The organism is Vibrio qinghaiensis, from assembly GCF_002257545.1.
In the GTDB taxonomy this organism is placed as follows: domain Bacteria; phylum Pseudomonadota; class Gammaproteobacteria; order Enterobacterales; family Vibrionaceae; genus Vibrio; species Vibrio ordalii.
The window spans coordinates 2,788,682-2,807,854 of sequence record NZ_CP022741.1 but is presented as its reverse complement, the minus strand read 5'-3'; the positions used below and the strand labels follow the sequence as shown (position 1 = coordinate 2,807,854).

The window sequence follows — 19,173 nt, the reverse complement described above, 5'->3', positions numbered from 1 at the left end:
AGACCAATTGGCCGAACTTGCACGAGTTCTTTTTGACACGACATTGCTCACATTGCTTCCAGTGTAATTTATAGCTTTATCGTAAGGCTGAATGAATCACTTCACTTAGTTTTACCTGTTTTTGCTAGGCGACATCCTCGGGTGTCGCTTTTTTTATCGCTCATTTTCAAGAGGATGCTTTTGCTGTGAATAAAAGGTCATCGATAGTCTTTTCCACAATCCATGATCGTGAAAAGATCATGATAGGAATGTTCGATCTTTGTTTTATTTGTTTATAAACAATGAGTTAATATTGTTGTTTTCCGCGTTAATCACCGTTTAATAACCAGTGGATAAAAACTATAAACAGAGTTATCCACAGAGTGTCATTTGCGCTGGTGGACAAATCAGCAAAATGTTTCGTTGCTCAAGGTGCATTGGCGTGGAATCCTCAAGACAGTCATGGCATCCTTAGTCATTACATTTCGTACTCGCTTTGGATTGCAAAAGACTATGGCTCGCATACCTGACAACCCGTTCATTCTGATTGATGGCTCTTCTTACCTTTACCGTGCATTTCATGCCTACCCAGGCACCATGAGTAATGGCGAAATTCCAACTAATGCTGTCTATGGCGTGGTCAATATGCTCCGTAGCATGATGCGCCAGTTTTCCGCTGAGCGTATGGTGGTTATTTTTGACGCGAAAGGAAAAACCTTCCGCGATGATATGTACCCACAATACAAAGCTAACCGTCCACCAATGCCTGATGATCTACGTTGTCAGATTGAGCCGTTGCACAATGTTATCCGTGCGATGGGGCTACCGCTGATATCGATTGAAGGTGTCGAAGCCGATGACGTGATTGGTACGCTAGCCTCTCAAGCATCGCAAGCAGGCATGCCAGTGCTGATCAGCACTGGTGATAAAGACATGGCACAGCTGGTGGATGAGAATGTCACCTTGATCAATACCATGACGAATGTGGTACTTGACCGTGAAGGGGTGATTGAAAAATTCGGTATCCCTCCCGAGCTTATCATCGACTATCTGGCTTTGATGGGCGATAAAGTCGATAACATTCCTGGTGTACCGGGTGTCGGTGAGAAAACGGCGATTGCGTTGCTGCAAGGCATTGGCAGCCTAGAGCAAATTTACGATAACCTCGAAAAAATTGCGCTACTGGGCTTCCGTGGTTCTAAAACTATGGCGCAAAAACTGGCGGATAATCGTGAAAACGCATTTCTCTCTTATCAATTGGCCACCATCAAGTTGGATGTAGCGCTGGAAGAAAAACCAGAAACCTTGTTCAAAACCCAACCTAATATCGATGAGTTGATTAAACTTTATGGTCAGCTCACGTTTAAATCCTGGTTAACGGAATTGCTGGATGGGGGAAATGGGGTGATTGACGCTGATGAAAAAGTGGGTGCGGTAAACTCTTCTTCTTCTTCTTCACAAGCAAGGGAGATGGATACAACCGCCGCCACGATTGATCGCAGCCAATATCAAACCATTTTAGATGAAGAGACATTTAATACTTGGTTAGAAAAACTGAAAGCGGCAGAAGTGTTTGCGTTTGATACGGAAACCGACAGCCTCGATTATATGGTAGCGAATTTAGTTGGCCTCTCTTTTGCAATCGAAGAGGGCGTTGCAGCGTATGTTCCTGTTGCGCATGACTATCTTGACGCACCAAAGCAACTGGACCGTGATTGGGTACTCGCCCAACTTAAACCCATTTTAGAAGATGAAAGCCAAGCCAAAGTGGGGCAGAACCTAAAATACGATGCCAGCATTGTTGCGCGTTACGGTATCAATATGAAAGGCATCAAGCACGATACGATGCTCGCATCTTATGTGTACAACAGCGTCGGTGGCAAACATGATATGGACAGTTTGGCGCTACGATTCTTGCAACACAGCTGTATTTCATTTGAACAGGTGGCGGGCAAAGGTAAAAACCAGCTGACCTTCAACCAAATCGAACTTGAGCAAGCGGCACCGTACGCTGCGGAAGATGCTGATGTGACTTTGCGACTTCATCACCGTTTGATGAGTCATATTGAGCAAGATGAGAAGCTCAATCGCATCTACCAACAGATAGAAGTACCTCTTGTTCCCGTGTTATCACGTATGGAACGCACAGGCGTGATGATCGATGATATGTTGCTTGGCGCGCAATCGCATGAAATCGCTGCTCGTTTAGAGCAACTAGAACAGCAAGCGTTTGATATCGCGGGTCAACCTTTCAACCTAAGCTCACCAAAACAGCTGCAAACCATTTTGTTTGAGCAGATGGGGCTACCGGTGATTAAGAAAACGCCAACAGGAACACCTTCCACCAATGAAGAAGTACTGCAAGAGTTGGCACTCGACGGCTATCCTCTGCCTAAAGTGATCATTGAACATCGTGGTTTAGCTAAGTTGAAATCAACCTATACCGATAAACTGCCTAAAATGATCAACCCAACCACAGGGCGAGTGCATACCTCGTATCACCAAGCTGTAACCGCCACTGGTCGTTTGTCTTCAACCGATCCAAATTTGCAAAACATTCCGATCCGTAACGAAGAAGGACGCCGGATCCGTCAAGCCTTTATCGCTCCTCATGGCTGGAAAATTCTGGCTATCGATTACTCGCAAATTGAGCTGCGCATTATGGCGCACTTGTCCGGCGATAAAGCGCTGCTTGAAGCATTCCAGCAAGGGAAAGATATCCATGCGGCAACCGCGGCTGAAATTCTTGGAGTGAGTATTGAGCAAGTCAGCAGTGAGCAGCGTCGCCGTGCGAAAGCGGTTAACTTTGGTTTGATTTACGGGATGAGCGCCTTTGGTTTAGCCAAGCAGCTCGGCATTCCTCGTTATGAAGCCCAAGAATATATGGATAAATACTTTGAGCGTTATCCTGGCGTGATGCAATACATGGAAGATACACGCTCTACGGCTAGCGAACTTGGCTATGTTGAAACTTTATTTGGTCGTCGTTTGCATCTGCCTGAAATTAAATCGCGTAATGGGATGCGTCGCAAAGCGGCCGAACGTGCCGCTATCAATGCTCCAATGCAAGGTACGGCGGCGGATATCATCAAAAAAGCGATGCTATTAGTCGATGCTTGGATTGAGGAGCATGGACAGGGACGCGTTAAACTCTTGATGCAAGTGCACGATGAACTGGTGCTTGAGGTGCAAGAGACGGCTTTAGCCGAAATTGAAATTAAAGTACAACAATTGATGGAATCAGCAGTAACGCTAGCGGTGCCATTGGTCGCGGATACTGGTCATGGAGACAACTGGGATCAGGCGCATTAGTTGTTTTTTAAGCATAATTAGCTGGTTTGTGTGAGCTGTCGCACAAATGTCGGCTTTTTTATGGCCTAGAAACAAGTGTTCTTGATCTTAAATTTTGTGTTGTTTAATAAAGTTTTCATGAAAAAAAACTACAAAAATAGTTTTCATTTCTGACCATTTGTTATACATTAACTCTCGTAGGGTACAGAGGTAAGATGTTCTATCTTTCAGACCTTTTGTTTCACGTTATTGGATTAGGCTGATTCAGCCGCCCCAGTCAGTATTTGACTGGGGCGTTTTTTATTGGGCCAAAGAAAATATTCACCACCGTTTTTTACGAAAATATAGTCGATAAAAACACACCATTCTATTACTGAGTAGTTACTTTATTTATCTAATGAACACCCGATTCTGTAACTGGCTGACAGTCACATTTTGATTATTTCTAATGAGAAATCAAGTTCACCTCAAAGACAAAGAATATGTTTAAATCTCATTAATATTCATTATGTTATATTGATTTTATTGCGGTGAGCCAGAGGAGTGTTCGGTGGGGTAGTGAATTGATGACTCTTTGACCTATTGAAAAATTGCGGGGATTAAGGAATGCTTAGCAAAACAATAATAAATTACCTCCTACTTCTCTCCCGTTGCCCCACCAGGATGGTGGGGATTTTTCTTTTTGTCATTCGCATTTGGATTTAAAGCCTATAAAAAAGCCCCACGATTAGGTAGGGCTCTGTTGGAGTCACGATTTTTAGTGTTGTTCTGAATTAGTGTTGTTCAGAATGGTCCGGATTCTCTTCTAAGTGAGTTGAGTCAAACTCATCCATCTCTTCCACTATTTCTTGCTCGGCTAAATGTGCGAGTGCAGGTGCAAACCATGTATCCAATTTATTACGCAGCACATCGACGCCTAAGCCCTTCAATGATGAAAAAGCATCGACAGTGACATCGCCGCCAAAAGCACGCGCCTCTTCACGAATTTTTAACACTTGAGCTTTACGTGCACCGCTTTTTAGCTTGTCAGCTTTAGTCAGTAGTACTAGCACTGGAATGTAGCAATCGACAGCCCAAGAAATCAATTGTTGGTCGAGATCTTTCATCGGATGGCGAATATCCATTAACACAACCAGCCCTTTTAAGCTCTTGCGCTTTTGTAGGTATTCACCTAGTGATTTTTGCCATTTTTTCTTTAGTTCCAAAGGAACTTGAGCAAAACCATAACCCGGTAAATCCACAATATGACAACCTTCAGTGACCTTGAATAGGTTGATCAGTTGGGTTCGACCTGGAGTTTTACTGGTTTTAGCCAAGCTCTTCTGATTCGTTAAGCGATTCAGCGAACTCGACTTACCTGCGTTGGAGCGTCCTGCAAACGCAATTTCGATCCCTTCATCATCAGGTAGATGACGAATGTCAGGCGCACTGGTAATGAAATGCGTGTTTTGATAATGAATTTTTACGCTCACTGTTAACTCCATCTCGACTTTGTGTAGTCGATTGATTACTTTTTTGTGAAATTGTGTAAAATAACCGTGCTCGGCATAAGGTCGCCTATTGTACCATGAGTCGCCACTAAGAGTGAGTAGCAACTGCAAAGTGGTACTGGAAGCTTGATAATTATAAATGGAATGTCATGAAGAAATTAGCGCTAATCTTGAGTCTTTTAGCCAGCTGCTCAGTGTGGGCCCAAGGCAGCATTGAAGCTGGTAAAGCAAAATCCCAAACGTGTGTTGCCTGTCACAGTGCTGATGGCAATAGTCTACTTACAATCTACCCTAAAATTGCTGGTCAGCATCAGAAATACACAGAGAAGCAGTTGCATGATCTCAAATTAGGCATGACAAGTGGTGGCAAACAAGGCCGTTACGATCCCGTAATGAGTGCCATGGCGATGCCTCTTAGCGACGAAGATATAACTGATCTTGCTGCTTACTATGCATCTTTGCCTATTTCAGCAAACTCAACGCCTGAAGACGTTGCTGTTACAGGTAAAGCACTTTATAGCGCAGGTGATGCAGAGCGTGGTTTAACCGCTTGTATTGCGTGTCATGGTCCACGTGGTAATGGTACTGAGCTTTCAGGTTTCCCTAAAATTTCTGGTCAGCATGCTGACTACATCAAAGCTCAACTACAAAAATTCCGCGATGACGCTCGTAATAATGATATGAATGCCATGATGCGTGATGTCGCGAAAAAGCTCAGCGACACTGACATCGAAATACTTTCTAAATACGTTGGCGGCCTTCACTAAACCCTACACCGTTCGAGCACTGTTGTTTGAAAACGCCTTAGCACTGAGCTAGGGCGTTTTCTTTTGTGCTGAAGAAAACGTAATTTTTTGCTCAATGATCGGCTTACCTATCGCTTTTTTTATCTTTTTTTGCCTAGCTGGTGAAAAAATACGCGCTGACTCTCCACTCTAATGCCACTTTCTGGTATGTTGCGCATCCCTGTTTGAGGATGTTACATGCACATTTGCCCATTATGTTTTAGTGAACAAATTGTTCCTTATTTTGCCGATAAAGTTCGCTCTTATCTGCAGTGCCAACACTGTGCACTTGTGTTTGTTAGCCCTGAACATCGTCTTGACAAAAAAGCGGAAAAAGCATTTTATGATTTGCATGAAAATAACCCGCAGGATAGGGGTTATCGCCAGTTTTTGTCACGCGTTTGTGCGCCGATGTTGGAGAGGCTTTCTCCGGCATCTAACGGGTTAGATTTTGGTTGTGGGCCAGGGCCAACCTTATCCATTATGTTGGAAGAGGCTGGGCACACAATGTCGTTATACGATATCTTTTTTCATCCAGATGAAAAGGTGTTGCAGGCGACCTATGATTTTATGACTGCCACTGAAGTGATTGAGCATTTACATAAGCCGCACCAAGTTTGGCAGCAATGGTTAAATTTAGTTAAGCCAGGAGGCTGGATTGGGTTAATGACCAAACTAGTCAAAGACGTGGAGGCGTTTGCTGGGTGGCACTACAAAAATGATCTCACACATGTGATCTTTTTTAGTCGTGAAACCTTCCAGTACTTGGCCAAGCGGGATGAGCTTGAACTTGAATTTATTGGTAATGATGTAATTTTACTGAGGAAACCCCAGTAATGAGCCGTAGTAAAAAATCGAGAAAGCCGGGTTCAGCCGGTGAAGGCGACGTGATTGTCACGCGTAATCGCAGTGAGGCAGATGTTGAAGGCCGTTTGCGTAAGCGAGTTAAAAAACAGAAAGGTCTGAAAGCGGGTAGCCGCCATTCCGATGGTTCAGATCAGCAGCAGCGAGAAGCCGCTAAAGCGCGCGATCCACGTTTAGGCAGCAAGAAAAAAATTCCTCTGGTGGTTGAGCCAGCGAAGAAAATGACCAAGCAAGAGCGTCGTTTGTCGGCTGAGCAAGAGCTCGAAATGCTGGAAAATGATGCGCAATTGAACGTGTTGCTCGATCGTATTGATAATGGCGAAAACCTAGGTGCTGGCTTACAAAAATACGTTGATGAAAAACTCGATCGTATTGAAGCACTGATGAAGCAACTTGGTCTGTATGCTGAAGAGCAAGAAGAGGTTTTCGAGCCAATCGTGACTGGCGGTAGTGCCAAAAAATCACGTTCAGATGATGATTTATTATCAGATTTTGAAGGCTTCGACCTAAATGATTTAAAAGGATAGAAAGTGCCATGAATGTAACCTTGTTAGCCATTGCTGGTGGAATCATTATTCTCGGCTTAGCGTCTTACGCTGGTTACCTTCTGCTGCAACTGAAAAAGCAAAAGGATTTGCAGCTTCAACATCAAACATTGGCCATTGAAAAACGCAATGCAAATATTTTTGATAGCGTAAATACGCTTTGCATGGCTGGGATTCAAGGCCAATGTGATCTCTCCGAGATCAGCATCCGTGTCTACTGCATTATGGATTATGTTCAAGGCGAACAGAGAATCGACTTTGATAGTTCGTATCCCGCTATTTCCGAACTGTATTATATAGTGAAGGATATGCCGCGTGGCGAAGAGCGCAGCCAACTCGCTAAACAAGAGCGAATGAAGCATAACTTAGTGCGCCAAAAGGCGGAGGCCCGTTTAATGGATGCGATTGTTGAAGAGTTAAAAGTTCTGCAAAAACGCATTGCCCCTTTGAATAGTCAAATTCCGATTCAAATGATGTAATGGCTCGACTGCCTCTTTCGAGTGAGTGATCGCGTTAGCAGTTTAGAACATTTATACACAATTTTCGTTTTGTCACCCGACGTCCATCATTGTCATGTGGCAAAATAGCCTGTCAAAGTTTCGAACGGAAAGCACAGCATGTCTTCGCAAGTCGTACCCAGCCAACAGATCGTATGGGATCAAGCTGTTTTAGATAAGTATAACTATTCAGGCCCGCGTTATACCTCTTATCCTACAGCACTTGAATTCCATGAAGCATTTACTATTGCCGATTATGATATGGCGTGTGCCCAATACCCTGACAGGCCACTTTCGCTTTATATTCATATCCCGTTTTGTCACAAACTTTGTTACTACTGTGGTTGTAATAAGGTGATTACCCGTCATTCGCATAAAGCCGACGACTATTTGGATGTGCTCGAACATGAGATTCGCCAACGAGCCTCTTTGCTGCATAGCCGTACAGTCACACAACTGCATTTCGGTGGCGGCACTCCCACATTTTTAACTCAATTGCAAATTAGCCGTTTAATGGCCATTTTGCGTGGTGAGTTCCGCTTTGAAAATGATGCAGAAATCAGTATTGAAGTTGATCCGCGTGAAATTAAGTTAGAGATGCTTGATCACCTGCGCAGCGAAGGATTTAACCGCCTGAGCATCGGCGTACAAGATTTCAACAAAGAAGTGCAAAAGCTGGTGAACCGCGAGCAAGATGAAACCTTTATTTTTGCTATGGTAGAACGAGCTAAACAACTGGGTTTTCGCTCAACCAACCTTGATCTCATATATGGCTTACCTAAGCAGACTAAAGGCTCTTTTGCGAAAACATTAGCGCAAGTGTTGGAGATGAAACCGGGTCGATTGTCGGTATTTAACTACGCGCACATGCCGCAGCTGTTTGCTGCGCAGCGTAAGATTAAAGATGAAGATCTCCCTACGGCGGAAGAAAAACTGGCCATCTTACAAGACACGATCGCGACCTTAACAGGTGCTGGTTATCAGTTCATTGGCATGGACCATTTTGCTCTGCCCAATGATGAGTTGGCCGTCGCGCAGCGTGAAGGTGTTTTACATCGCAACTTTCAAGGTTATACCACGCAAGGTAACTGCGACTTGGTTGGCTTTGGTGTCTCAGCCATTTCAATGATTGGGGATGCGTATGCGCAGAACCAAAAAGAGCTGAAAAAATACTATGAGCAAGTTAATGAGTTACGTCATGCACTCTGGAAAGGGGTGGCACTGGATAGTGATGACTTACTTCGTCGCGAAGTGATCAAGCAGCTTATCTGCAATTTCAAATTGGATAAAAGCCAAATTGAAGCACAGTTTAACGTGACGTTTAATCACTACTTCAAGCAAGATCTTGAATTGCTACAAACTTTTATTGATGATGAGTTAGTGGAAGTCGATGAAAAAGCGATCCGCGTTACTTTGCGCGGGCGGTTGTTGATTCGCAATATCTGCATGTGCTTTGATAAATACCTGCGTGTTCGTGCTCGTCAGCAACAATTTTCGCGGGTAATTTAACGCGCTTACCATGGATAATAAAGCCACTGCTCGTCAGTGGCTTTTTCTTTTGAAAAGAGGGATGAGTTATGGCGTCAGGTATTTATTCGCTGCAACATCCCACAATGCTTTGATTAATGGGTTATCAAGCTGTGAGCGTTTGCAGCACACACCGAGCTGAAATGGTTTCACGGGCGCTAATTTAAGGCGCTGGATCTTATCTCTCACCGGGCTATTGTGGATCACTACATCCGGCGCAATGCCGATACCGCAACCGAGCGCGACCATGCTGACAATCGCTTCATGCCCTGAACTCTGCGCGTAAATATTGGGTTTAATCTTCATTTTTTTAAACCAGGCATTGGCTCTATCTCTTGCCGTCCCTGCTTCAGGAACAATAAAAGGGATAACTGACCAATCGGGTGTGTCATTTTGCAGTTGTTCGATAAAGCTACTGATCCCGAGCGGCGCGATCACCGATAAGGGTATTTCACCAATCGTTTCAAACTCAACGCGGGCTGGTAGCTGTTCGGGCATGGCTGAAATGGCAATATCCGCTTCATCATTCAAAATCTTATCAATCGCTTGAGCAGGATCGCCAGTCAAGAGTTTGAACTCAATATACGGATGGCGAACTCGAAAATCGGACAGTAACTGAGGCAGGTGGCTGTAGCTGGCGGTGACTGAGCAAAATAAACGAATTTCCCCTTGTAATACGCTGTTTTGGTTTTTCATTTGTACGTGATATTGCTGCCACTCTGTAATGATTTTGAGTGCAACAGGAACCAGTTTGCTGCCTGCTGGCGTTAGCTCAACGCTACGATTATCACGCAAAAATAAGCTTTGGCTGGTTTCTTCTTCCAGCTTCTGGATCTGCCGGCTGAGCGCGGATGGGCTGATGTGCATCACCGCCGCGGTCTTACTGAAGTTTTTACTCTCACACAGATGGATAAACATCTGCAGGTTTTTAATGTTCATAAGTTAACCACGTCACATTGCATAAATTGCAATAACTAATTGTGAATATATCACTTTAAGCAACGTGATGTCTGCTTTAGTATCAGTTTATTCGGTTCTAGAAACCGACCTGATGGAAAGAATCTTTAAAGGAGAGCGCTAACATGGCTAACTATTTCAATACCCTAAATCTACGCCAACAACTTGACCAACTTGGTCGTTGCCGCTTTATGGATCGCTCTGAGTTTGAAAGCGAAGCTGAGTACCTCAAAGGTAAGAAAGTGGTGATTGTCGGTTGTGGTGCACAAGGTTTAAACCAAGGTCTGAATTTACGAGACTCTGGCCTTGATGTCTCTTATGCATTGCGTCAAGCGGCGATCGACGAACAGCGTCAGTCCTATAAAAATGCTAAAGAGAACGGTTTTGACGTGGGTAGCTATGAAACGCTCATCCCTCAAGCAGACTTGGTCATTAACCTAACGCCAGATAAACAGCACAGCAATGTTGTCGAAACCATCATGCCGCTGATGAAAAAAGGTGCAGCATTGGGGTATTCTCACGGTTTCAACGTGGTTGAAGAAGGGATGCAGATCCGTAAAGACATCACGGTTGTGATGGTGGCGCCTAAGTGCCCGGGAACCGAAGTGCGTGAAGAGTATAAGCGTGGTTTCGGCGTGCCGACTTTGCTTGCTGTTCACCCAGAAAATGACCCTCAAGGTGAAGGTTGGGATATCGCAAAAGCTTGGGCGGCGGGAACGGGCGGTCATCGTGCTGGCTGTTTGGAGTCCTCTTTCGTTGCCGAAGTAAAATCGGATCTTATGGGCGAGCAAACCATCTTGTGCGGCATGCTACAAGCGGGTTCGATTGTGTGCTATGAGAAGATGGTAGCAGAAGGTATTGACCCAGGTTACGCAGGTAAACTACTGCAATACGGTTGGGAAACGGTAACTGAAGCGCTGAAATTTGGTGGCATCACTCACATGATGGATCGCCTATCAAACCCAGCAAAAATCAAAGCGTTTGAGCTGTCTGAAGAGCTTAAAGACTTGATGCGTCCACTGTACAACAAACACATGGATGACATTATTTCTGGTCATTTCTCTAGCACTATGATGGCTGACTGGGCCAACGATGATGCTGATTTACTGGGTTGGCGTGCTGAAACCGGTGAAACTGCGTTTGAAAATTACCCACAGTCTGACGTACAGATCACTGAGCAAGAGTACTTCGACAAAGGTATTTTGATGATTGCCATGGTTCGCGCTGGGGTTGAGCTGGCATTTGAAGCTATGACGGCTTCCGGTATTGTTGAAGAGTCAGCTTACTATGAATCTCTGCATGAGCTGCCACTGATTGCCAACACAGTAGCACGTAAGCGTTTGTATGAAATGAACGTGGTTATTTCTGATACGGCAGAGTATGGCAATTACCTGTTTGCCAACGTCGCAACACCGTTACTGCGCGAAAAGTTCATGCCAAAAGTATCTACTGATGTGATTGGTAAAGGCCTTGGTGAAAGCTCGAATTTCGTTGATAACGCGACCTTGATTGAAGTGAACGAAATTCTTCGTAACCATCCGGTTGAGTACATCGGTGAAGAGTTGCGCGGTTACATGACGGATATGAAACGCATCGCCGTCAGTGGCTAAGGGGCTAATTAACCTTCAGCTAAGAAGGGGCCGAGAGTTCGCCCCTTTTCAATGACGAGAATGATGACGTAAAGCTCCAGACTGACTGGAGAGAATAAATACAAAAGCAAACACAATATAAAACAAAAGGCTTGGTCGCCGTTGACCAAGCCTTTTTTATTGGGAAATTTTTATCTCAACCGGACAATATTATTTGGCGGTGATTTTCGCTTCTAGCTCGGCCAATTTTTGCTCCATTTCAGTGAGCTTTTGGCGAGTACGCATCAATACTTGAGTCTGCACATCAAATTCTTCACGGCTCACCACGTCCAATTTATTTAATTGGCCTTGGATCACTTGGCGGATTTTTTGATCAACGTCGGCACCCAAATCTTTGACGGGTTGAGGCATTGAATCGTGAATTTGTTTGGCAATTTGCTCAAGTTTTTTAGGGTCAAACATAGCGGCTTACACTCCTGTCAGTTTGTCTCCATTCTAAGCAATTGAGCTGAGAATGTCGTTATTCAAGGTAAGAAAAAGGCCACTGAGGTGGCCTTTTTTGAAGCAGTCCTAATTATATTGTGTTATTTATTTTCAGCGAGTCGGCGTTGTGCTGCTTTGGCCTCGTCAACTCTGGCTAGCTTTTCGAGGTCTTTATCCTCAACAAACACAGGCAGTGGCTTATGTTTTTCGGCTAGGTAGCTGTAAATCACAGGCAGTACGAATAGCGTAAATAGTGTACCAATCGCAAGACCTGCCACAATCACAATACCAATACTAAAGCGCTGAGCTGCACCTGCCCCCGTTGCGTACATCAACGGGATCAAACCTGCAATCATCGCCGCTGTCGTCATTAGAATTGGGCGAAGACGTACTTTGGCTGCCTCCATCACCGCTTCGATGCGAGACTTATTATGGTGTAGCTGCTCTTCTTTCGCTACTTCACAAATAAGAATACCGTGCTTGGTGATAAGACCAACCAGTGTAATCAACCCTACTTGCGAGTAGATGTTCATGGTTGCAGCGCCCCAAGCCAGTGCAATTAATGCTCCGCAAATGGCGAGAGGAACAGACACCATGATAACCAACGGGTCTCTGAGCGATTCAAACTGAATCGCCAGTACCAAGAAGATGATCGCGAGTGCTAAACCAAAGGTCGCGTAGAGCGCGCTTCCCTCAGTCACGTATTGACGTGCTTCACCCATATAATCGTGGTTGTAGCCTGCAGGCAGTTTAGTCTCGGCAACATTCTCAAACCACGTAATAGCATCACCCATCGCAACACCCGGGCTTGGTACACTTCCGACCGTTGCTGAGTTTAGCTGGTTAAAGTGTGGCAGTGAGCGCGGCTCGGCAATTACATCAATGGTAATTAGGCTCCCTAATGAGATCATTTTTCCGTCAACGGCACGCACAAAGTAGTGATTCATCGATTCAGGGTTGAGGCGATATTTGCGTTCAACCTGCGGGATCACTTCATAAGAACGGCCATTGAGATCGATGCGGTTGACATAGCCATCCGCCATCATGGTTCCTAATGTCGTGCCAATATCCTGCATCGTGATGCCATAAGCCCCAGCTTTATCTTTGTCGATATTGATTTTCATCGTCGCAGAATCGTAATTGAGGTCTAAATCAGAGTACACAAACATCGGGCTTGCTTTTACTTCTGTTAGCACTTCAGTGGCAATAGCAAACAAACTTTCAAAGCTATTGGGTGTAGTGATGACAAATTGAATTGGCAATCCAGAGCCTGCGCCGGGAAGTTCAGGCATTTGGAAGGCCGTCACGGCCATGCCTGGAATATCTTGCACTAAGGTGCCGACTCGAGTGGCAACTTCAGCTTGGCTTGCCTGGCGTTCACTCCAAGGCACCATCGAGGCAATACCAAACGCTTGGTTGGAGTTTGGAACACCAGTAAATACCTGAGCAAACTGAACTTCTGGTTGCTCAGACAGAATCGTATTCACGTCATTCATGGTGTTTTGTAAGTAGTCCAAGTTCGCATTCGAAGAACCTGTACCAATTAACATGACCACGCCTTTATCTTCAGAAGGGGCAAGCTCACTTGGAATGAATTTGAACAGCATAGGCAGGCTGGCAAACACGATCACCGCAAAGGCAATCACGACAGGACGGTGCTGCATTACTTTCTCGAGTAATTTCGCGTAGCGGTTACTCATTGAATCAAGCAATCCATGCACTTTTTGTTCAAACTTGTTGGGTTCTTCGTGCGCTTTAAGCATTTTAGAACACATCATGGGTGAAAGTGTCAGGGCAACAATACCTGAAACAAATACAGCACCAGCCAGCGTGAGTGCAAACTCTTTAAAGAGTGAGCCTGTTATGCCACCCATCATCGCTATCGGTGCATAAACGGCGCCCAGTGTCAGCGTCATCGCAATTACCGGAACGGCGATTTCACGAGTACCAATAATCGCGGCGCGAAACGGTGATTCACCCAGCTTAATGTGGCGGTCAACGTTTTCTAGTACAACGATCGCATCATCCACCACAAGGCCGATAGCCAATACCATCGCTAGCAGCGTCATCAAATTCCATGAGAAGCCCATTCCCTGCATTACCATAGCAACACCAATTAATGATAGTGGAATGGTGACAATCGGGATGATAACGGCACGTAAAGAGCCTAGGAATAGAGTAATGACGATAAGTACGATCAAGGCGGCTTCAGCGATGGTTTTTATGACCTCGTGGATCGATTCATTGATCGCCACCGTGGAGTCATACATCACGTTCATTTCGATGTTACTTGGTAGATTACGCTTTAACTGTGGTAACTGATCCAACACATCTTGAGCAATGTTGATTGGGTTTGCGCTAGGCGCTGCGTTGATGGCCGCTACAACCGCCTCCTGGCCGTTTGCACTTGCGCGGTAAATATCATGGCTTTTTTCTAGGGTGACGTTTGCAATATCACCTAGTCGAATGACATTGCCGTCGCCCGTTTTAACCACCAGGTTTTTCAGCTCATCGACATTTGATACTTGCGTATCGGCACTACCGTTATACAGCACGAATTCGCCAGTGGCTTGTCCTGTTGCTGATTGATAGTTGTTGGCATTCAGCACGTTCATCACATCGCCTGCAGTGAGCTGTAGTCCTGCCATTTTTGCTGGATCAAGCCAAATGCGAAGGGCGTATTTCATGCCACCAAACAAGTCAATTTTTGAGACGCCGTTGACGGTGAATATTTGAGGGTTAAATACACGCTCTAGATAGTCTGTAATTTGGCTTGAGCTGAGTTCATCACTAGTAAAGCCAATATACAATACTGAAGTCGTTGAGCCAGTAGACATGGTCACTGTCGGATCTTCAGCCTCTTTAGGAAGCTGTGAGCGTACTGAGTTGGTTTTTGCTAACACATCTGAAAGTGCAGCATTAGGATCAGTATTGAGCTTCATCGTTACGGTAATTGTGGAGTTACCCAATACCGAAGAGGAAGTCATATAATCAATATTGTCGGCTTGTGCGACCGCTTGTTCTAAAGGCTGAGTGATAAAACCTTGGATTAAGTCGGCACTTGCACCGTAATAGCCTGTACTCACTGTAATAACGGTATTCGTCATTTCAGGGTATTCACGAACTTGCATTTTGAAAATAGCTTGCAAACCAAGCAGAGCTATCAAAAAGCTGATCGATACCGCGAGCACTGGACGTTTTATAAAAACATCAGTAAAGCGCATGATTCCTCCAATTACAGCATAGGTGTTTCAGCGGGTGGGGTCGTTGCATTACTTTCGACAACCCGAACTTTCGAATGGTTACTTAAGCGCACTTGGCCTGAAGTGACAACGATGTCGCCATCTTGTACACCTTCTAAAATATGTGCAATAGCTCCTTTGCGTTCACCTACTTTCACAACGCGCTGCTCTACTCGCGTACCACCATCTTCATCTTTCAACACATAAACATTATCACCATACAAGGTGAAGGTAATGGCGGTCTGAGGAAGCGTGACTTGGTTTTCTAATTTCGGCAGGATGATGTTGGCACGAGCAAACATACCACTGCGCAGTTTACCGTCACTATTTGGGATATCAGCTTGCACTTGGATTAAACCACTTTGAACGCTAACGGCAGGCTCAATCGCCGTAATGGATCCTGTAAACGCAGCATTAGGGTAAGCATCGATAAAAATATCCACTTGCTGGCCTAATGAAATACGAGAAATATCCGTTTGTGGAACCGTAAAGCGCAGACGCATTACGCTGGTATCTTCCAAGCGAACAATATCGGTGCCTGGTTGTAGGTATTGGCCTAAATACACATTACGGATACCCACCACACCAGCAAAGGGAGCTTTGATTTCACGGCGATCAATCGAGGCTTTTAAACTTTCAATCTCGGCAGATAAAGAGTAGTAGTTTGCTTCGGCTTCGTCATAAGCTTCTTTTGAAATTGATCCTTTAGCAAATAGACCCTTATAGCGCTCGTATTTCGCTTTTGCCGCTGGTAGGCGAGCTTGTGAGCTTTTTAAATTCGCTTTCTCAACTGCTGAATCAAGTAAAACTAAAGGTTGGTCTTCTTCAACTTGTGTCCCTGATTCAAATGAAATCTTATCGATCACGCCGCTGGTTTCAGATGTTAGTGTTACGCCTTGATTGGGTTCAATAAAACCAATCACTTCAATCACTGGAATCCAATCAACTGGAGCAACATCCGTCACGGTCACTGGGAACTCAGGTTCAGGACGATTAGCCATAAATTCGGCAATTTTTTGTTGTTTAAACAGATTAAAACCTATCACGCTACCAAACAGTAGGAAGGCGATAAGTAACATAAAGAATGTCCACTTTTTCATTCTAGTCAGAACTCCAAGTTAGTGTTGAGTAATTGCATCCCAACTGGCGTCAATCACAGCACTGAGTGCGCTGTCATCCAGTTGATAACATTCCATCGCTTTTTTACGGGCAAGGGCGACCGTTGTTTCGAAGCTTAAAGCAGATAAAATCTGGTTATCCAACGGTTTGAATAACCCTTGCTCTTTACCTTGATCAAATAGCAAATCCACTTGGGCAAACATTTTTCGCTCAAGTTCCTTAACATTGCAATTGATTGTTGTTGGTAATGATTCATATTGAACTCGATTACTGAGTATTGCACTGCTTGATTGTGCTAACTCCCAGATATTGAGCCACATTGCGTTAAAGCGTTCTTTCAAAGGCATCTCATCATCAATATTGGCTTGTACCGCATCAGCAATATGCTGACAAACGTGCAAGCGAACGGTCACGAGAAGATGATCTTTATCATCAAAGTAACGGTAAATCGTTCCTGTTGCGACACCGGCTTCTTTGGCTAATTTGTGCATCGATAAGCCTTGAAATCCAGATTCAGCAATCAGCTTTTCAGCGGCCACCAATATCTGTTGGTACTTATCCACGTGAATACAGTTAGACATGCTGACATCTCACAATGAATGAACGTTCATTCATTATAGACCAAACTATAGCCCCTTATGCAATACACTAGTGTAGTAAAATGACAAAAATCTTATGGTGAATGACGTAGTAATCGGTAAAGCGCGGCATTATCATAGACGGCCCAAATAAAAGTGATACGAGTACCTCATGAAGCTGAATCCAAGACAAGACGAAGCCGTCAAATATGTATCAGGCCCATGTCTAGTATTGGCGGGAGCTGGCTCGGGTAAAACGCGCGTAATTACCAACAAGATCGCTTACTTGGTTCAACAGTGTGATTATAAAGCGCGTAACATTGCTGCCGTTACATTTACTAACAAAGCCGCTCGAGAAATGAAGGCGCGGGTAGCACAAACGCTTGGAAAAGCTGAGTCAAAAGGGCTGCTCGTTTCGACATTCCATACTTTAGGCCTCAATATTATCCGTCGGGAATATAAATTTTTGGGCTTGAAAGCGGGCTTCTCTCTGTTTGATGACCAAGACCAGCTTGCGCTGCTCAAAGAGTTGACAGAGAAACAGCTTGAGGGCGATAAAGATCTGCTGCGCCAATTGCTCAGTACCATCTCCAACTGGAAGAACGACATGTTGACACCAGAGCAAGCGAAAGGTTTTGCTCAAGGTGAACAACAACAGCTATTTGCTCACTGTTTCGACCTTTATCAAAAGCAAATGAAAGCGTATAACGCACTCGATTTTGATGATCTTATTTTAATGCCGGTGCTGTTATTGCAAAACAACGCCGAAGTTCGTCAGCGTTGGCAAAACCGCATTCGCTACTTGCTGGTGGATGAATATCAAGATACCAATACCAGTCAATATGAGTTAGTGAAACTGTTGGTTGGAGAGCGTGGCCGTTTAACTGTGGTGGGTGATGATGATCAATCCATCTACTCTTGGCGAGGGGCGAAACCGCAAAACCTCGTGTTGCTGGGGCAAGATTACCCAAATCTTAAACTAATTAAGCTTGAGCAGAACTACCGTTCAACTAGCCGCATTTTGAGAGCGGCCAACATTCTTATTGCCAACAACCCGCACGTGTATGAGAAAACGCTTTTTTCTGAGATCCCTGAGGGTGAAAAACTCAAAGTTCTGCTGGCGAAAAATGAAGATCATGAAGCGGAGCGGGTCACTGGTGAACTGATTGCGCATAAATTTCTCAATCGAACCGAGTATCGTGATTACGCGATATTGTACCGCGGTAATCATCAGTCACGCTTAATTGAAAAGTCGCTGTTGCAAAACCGCGTGCCTTATAAGTTATCCGGTGGTACGTCATTTTTTGCCAGAGCCGAAATTAAAGACATCATGGCTTACCTCAAAGTGTTGGTGAACCCTGACGATGACAATGCTTTTTTACGCATTGTCAATACACCAAAACGAGAAATTGGTCCAGTCACGTTAGAGAAATTGGGTAGTTACGCCAATATGCGTGGCAAAAGCTTGTTTTCGGCCAGTTTTGAACTTGGCTTAGAGCATCATTTGTCTGGAAGAGGGCTCGACAATTTGCGTCAGTTTACGCAATGGTTGGTGGTTATCTCAGATCAAGCTGAACGAGGCAATACCGTTGAAGCGGTGCGTTCGCTAGTTCGCGATATCCATTATGAAGATTGGCTGTATGAAACTTCAGCCAGCCCCAAAGCAGCCGAAATGCGTATGAAAAACGTCTCTGATCTCTATTCTTGGATTGTGGCCGACCTTGAAGGTGACAACTATGACCAACAGGAAAAATCGCTTAAAGAAGTGGTACAGCGCTTAACCCTACGCGACATGATGGAGCGAAGTGAAGAAGAGGATGAAAGTGACGCCGTTCAGTTAATGACACTGCATGCCTCTAAAGGCCTTGAATTTCCTTACGTTTATTTGATTGGCACTGAAGAGGGTATTCTTCCTCATCAAACCAGTATTGATGAGGACAATGTCGAAGAAGAACGTCGTTTGATGTATGTAGGAATAACTCGCGCGCAGCGAGAGCTGACCTTCATTATGTGCAAAGAGCGCCGTCAATACGGGGAACTGCTTAAACCCACACAAAGTCGCTTTTTGGATGAATTACCCTTTGATGATGTTGAGTGGGAACAGAGTAAAAAGCCAGTAAGCCAAGAAGAGCGAATGGCGAAAGGACAGAGCCACATTGCTAACTTGCGTGCTGCCATGTTTAAGAAATAGTGCTTAAAAGCAAATAAAATTGAAGGCTTGGAATAA

Annotated in this window: 15 protein-coding genes; 9 read left to right on the top strand and 6 right to left on the bottom strand. The window is 44.7% G+C overall.

Annotation, left to right across the window (positions count from 1 at the left end):
* Positions 1-492 precede the first annotated feature (492 nt).
* Positions 493-3,291 carry a DNA polymerase I gene (gene polA, locus CCZ37_RS12990; protein ID WP_094500858.1) on the top strand — a complete coding sequence of 933 codons (2,799 nt, stop codon included), beginning with the start codon at positions 493-495 and terminating at the stop codon, positions 3,289-3,291.
* A gap of 194 nt (positions 3,292-3,485) precedes the next feature.
* Positions 3,486-3,533: a small protein SpfP gene (gene spfP / locus CCZ37_RS19735; protein ID WP_438356636.1), complete on the top strand. Its 48-nt coding sequence runs from the start codon at positions 3,486-3,488 to the stop codon at positions 3,531-3,533.
* A gap of 510 nt (positions 3,534-4,043) precedes the next feature.
* On the opposite strand, the gene yihA is transcribed toward spfP, so the two are convergent.
* Positions 4,044-4,742 (bottom strand): ribosome biogenesis GTP-binding protein YihA/YsxC, encoded by a 699-nt coding sequence (gene yihA, locus CCZ37_RS12985; RefSeq protein ID WP_094500741.1) that lies wholly within the window; start codon positions 4,740-4,742, stop codon positions 4,044-4,046.
* A 167-nt stretch (positions 4,743-4,909) separates the two neighbouring features.
* Between yihA and CCZ37_RS12980 the strand changes: the two genes are divergently transcribed.
* The 5 genes from CCZ37_RS12980 (at position 4,910) to hemN (ending at position 8,960) form a co-directional block, all read left to right on the top strand.
* On the top strand, positions 4,910-5,527 hold the full coding sequence (locus tag CCZ37_RS12980) for a c-type cytochrome (protein ID WP_094500740.1): 618 nt from the start codon (positions 4,910-4,912) through the stop codon (positions 5,525-5,527).
* Between the two features lie 216 nt (positions 5,528-5,743).
* On the top strand, positions 5,744-6,382 hold the full coding sequence (locus tag CCZ37_RS12975) for a class I SAM-dependent methyltransferase (protein ID WP_010319849.1): 639 nt from the start codon (positions 5,744-5,746) through the stop codon (positions 6,380-6,382).
* Positions 6,382-6,936, top strand: a complete 555-nt coding sequence (yihI, locus tag CCZ37_RS12970; RefSeq protein ID WP_094500739.1) for a Der GTPase-activating protein YihI — start codon at positions 6,382-6,384, stop codon at positions 6,934-6,936. The genes CCZ37_RS12975 and yihI overlap by 1 nt, the downstream gene beginning before the upstream one ends.
* An 8-nt stretch (positions 6,937-6,944) precedes the next feature.
* The gene (locus tag CCZ37_RS12965) at positions 6,945-7,433 is read left to right on the top strand and encodes a DUF2489 domain-containing protein (protein ID WP_013855647.1); all 489 of its coding nucleotides are present in this window, start codon (positions 6,945-6,947) and stop codon (positions 7,431-7,433) included.
* Between the two features lie 138 nt (positions 7,434-7,571).
* Complete coding sequence (hemN, locus tag CCZ37_RS12960; protein ID WP_094500738.1) at positions 7,572-8,960, top strand: oxygen-independent coproporphyrinogen III oxidase; 1,389 nt, start codon at positions 7,572-7,574, stop codon at positions 8,958-8,960.
* A 66-nt stretch (positions 8,961-9,026) separates the two neighbouring features.
* Here the strand turns inward: hemN and ilvY are convergent, their stop codons facing one another.
* A complete protein-coding gene (ilvY, locus tag CCZ37_RS12955; protein WP_094500737.1) occupies positions 9,027-9,917 on the bottom strand; it encodes an HTH-type transcriptional activator IlvY in 891 nt (296 codons plus the stop codon).
* Positions 9,918-10,060: 143 nt separating this feature from the next.
* On the opposite strand from ilvY, the gene ilvC reads away from it, so the two are divergent.
* On the top strand, positions 10,061-11,545 hold the full coding sequence (gene ilvC / locus CCZ37_RS12950; RefSeq protein WP_094500736.1) for a ketol-acid reductoisomerase: 1,485 nt from the start codon (positions 10,061-10,063) through the stop codon (positions 11,543-11,545).
* A gap of 189 nt (positions 11,546-11,734) precedes the next feature.
* On the opposite strand, the gene ubiK is transcribed toward ilvC, so the two are convergent.
* The 4 genes from ubiK to CCZ37_RS12930 all read right to left on the bottom strand — a co-directional run bounded on the left by ubiK (position 11,735) and on the right by CCZ37_RS12930 (position 16,949).
* Positions 11,735-11,986, bottom strand: coding sequence for a ubiquinone biosynthesis accessory factor UbiK (gene ubiK / locus CCZ37_RS12945; protein WP_010319855.1), 252 nt, complete (start codon positions 11,984-11,986; stop codon positions 11,735-11,737).
* Positions 11,987-12,108: 122 nt separating this feature from the next.
* Positions 12,109-15,231, bottom strand: coding sequence for a multidrug efflux RND transporter permease subunit (locus CCZ37_RS12940; RefSeq protein ID WP_094500735.1), 3,123 nt, complete (start codon positions 15,229-15,231; stop codon positions 12,109-12,111).
* Between the two features lie 11 nt (positions 15,232-15,242).
* Positions 15,243-16,349, bottom strand: coding sequence for an efflux RND transporter periplasmic adaptor subunit (locus CCZ37_RS12935; RefSeq protein ID WP_010319857.1), 1,107 nt, complete (start codon positions 16,347-16,349; stop codon positions 15,243-15,245).
* A gap of 18 nt (positions 16,350-16,367) precedes the next feature.
* Entirely contained in the window at positions 16,368-16,949 is a 582-nt protein-coding gene (locus CCZ37_RS12930) for a TetR/AcrR family transcriptional regulator (protein ID WP_010319858.1), read from the bottom strand.
* A gap of 169 nt (positions 16,950-17,118) precedes the next feature.
* Here CCZ37_RS12930 and rep point away from each other — a divergent pair, with 169 nt between their 5' ends.
* The gene (gene rep, locus CCZ37_RS12925; RefSeq protein WP_094500734.1) at positions 17,119-19,137 is read left to right on the top strand and encodes a DNA helicase Rep; all 2,019 of its coding nucleotides are present in this window, start codon (positions 17,119-17,121) and stop codon (positions 19,135-19,137) included.
* The last annotated feature ends 36 nt before the right edge of the window (positions 19,138-19,173 follow it).

Bases quoted from the DNA above. Each gene is read 5' to 3' on its own strand.
- CCZ37_RS12975 (WP_010319849.1), top strand. From the start codon at position 5,744: ATGCACATTTGCCCATTATGTTTTAGTGAACAAATTGTTCCTTATTTT.
- rep (WP_094500734.1), top strand. From the start codon at position 17,119: ATGAAGCTGAATCCAAGACAAGACGAAGCCGTCAAATATGTATCAGGC.
- polA (WP_094500858.1), top strand. From the start codon at position 493: ATGGCTCGCATACCTGACAACCCGTTCATTCTGATTGATGGCTCTTCT.
- hemN (WP_094500738.1), top strand. From the start codon at position 7,572: ATGTCTTCGCAAGTCGTACCCAGCCAACAGATCGTATGGGATCAAGCT.
- CCZ37_RS12940 (WP_094500735.1), bottom strand. From the start codon at position 15,231: ATGCGCTTTACTGATGTTTTTATAAAACGTCCAGTGCTCGCGGTATCG.
- ilvC (WP_094500736.1), top strand. From the start codon at position 10,061: ATGGCTAACTATTTCAATACCCTAAATCTACGCCAACAACTTGACCAA.
- CCZ37_RS12935 (WP_010319857.1), bottom strand. From the start codon at position 16,349: ATGAAAAAGTGGACATTCTTTATGTTACTTATCGCCTTCCTACTGTTT.
- yihI (WP_094500739.1), top strand. From the start codon at position 6,382: ATGAGCCGTAGTAAAAAATCGAGAAAGCCGGGTTCAGCCGGTGAAGGC.
- ubiK (WP_010319855.1), bottom strand. From the start codon at position 11,986: ATGTTTGACCCTAAAAAACTTGAGCAAATTGCCAAACAAATTCACGAT.
- CCZ37_RS12930 (WP_010319858.1), bottom strand. From the start codon at position 16,949: ATGTCTAACTGTATTCACGTGGATAAGTACCAACAGATATTGGTGGCC.
- CCZ37_RS12980 (WP_094500740.1), top strand. From the start codon at position 4,910: ATGAAGAAATTAGCGCTAATCTTGAGTCTTTTAGCCAGCTGCTCAGTG.
- ilvY (WP_094500737.1), bottom strand. From the start codon at position 9,917: ATGAACATTAAAAACCTGCAGATGTTTATCCATCTGTGTGAGAGTAAA.
- CCZ37_RS12965 (WP_013855647.1), top strand. From the start codon at position 6,945: ATGAATGTAACCTTGTTAGCCATTGCTGGTGGAATCATTATTCTCGGC.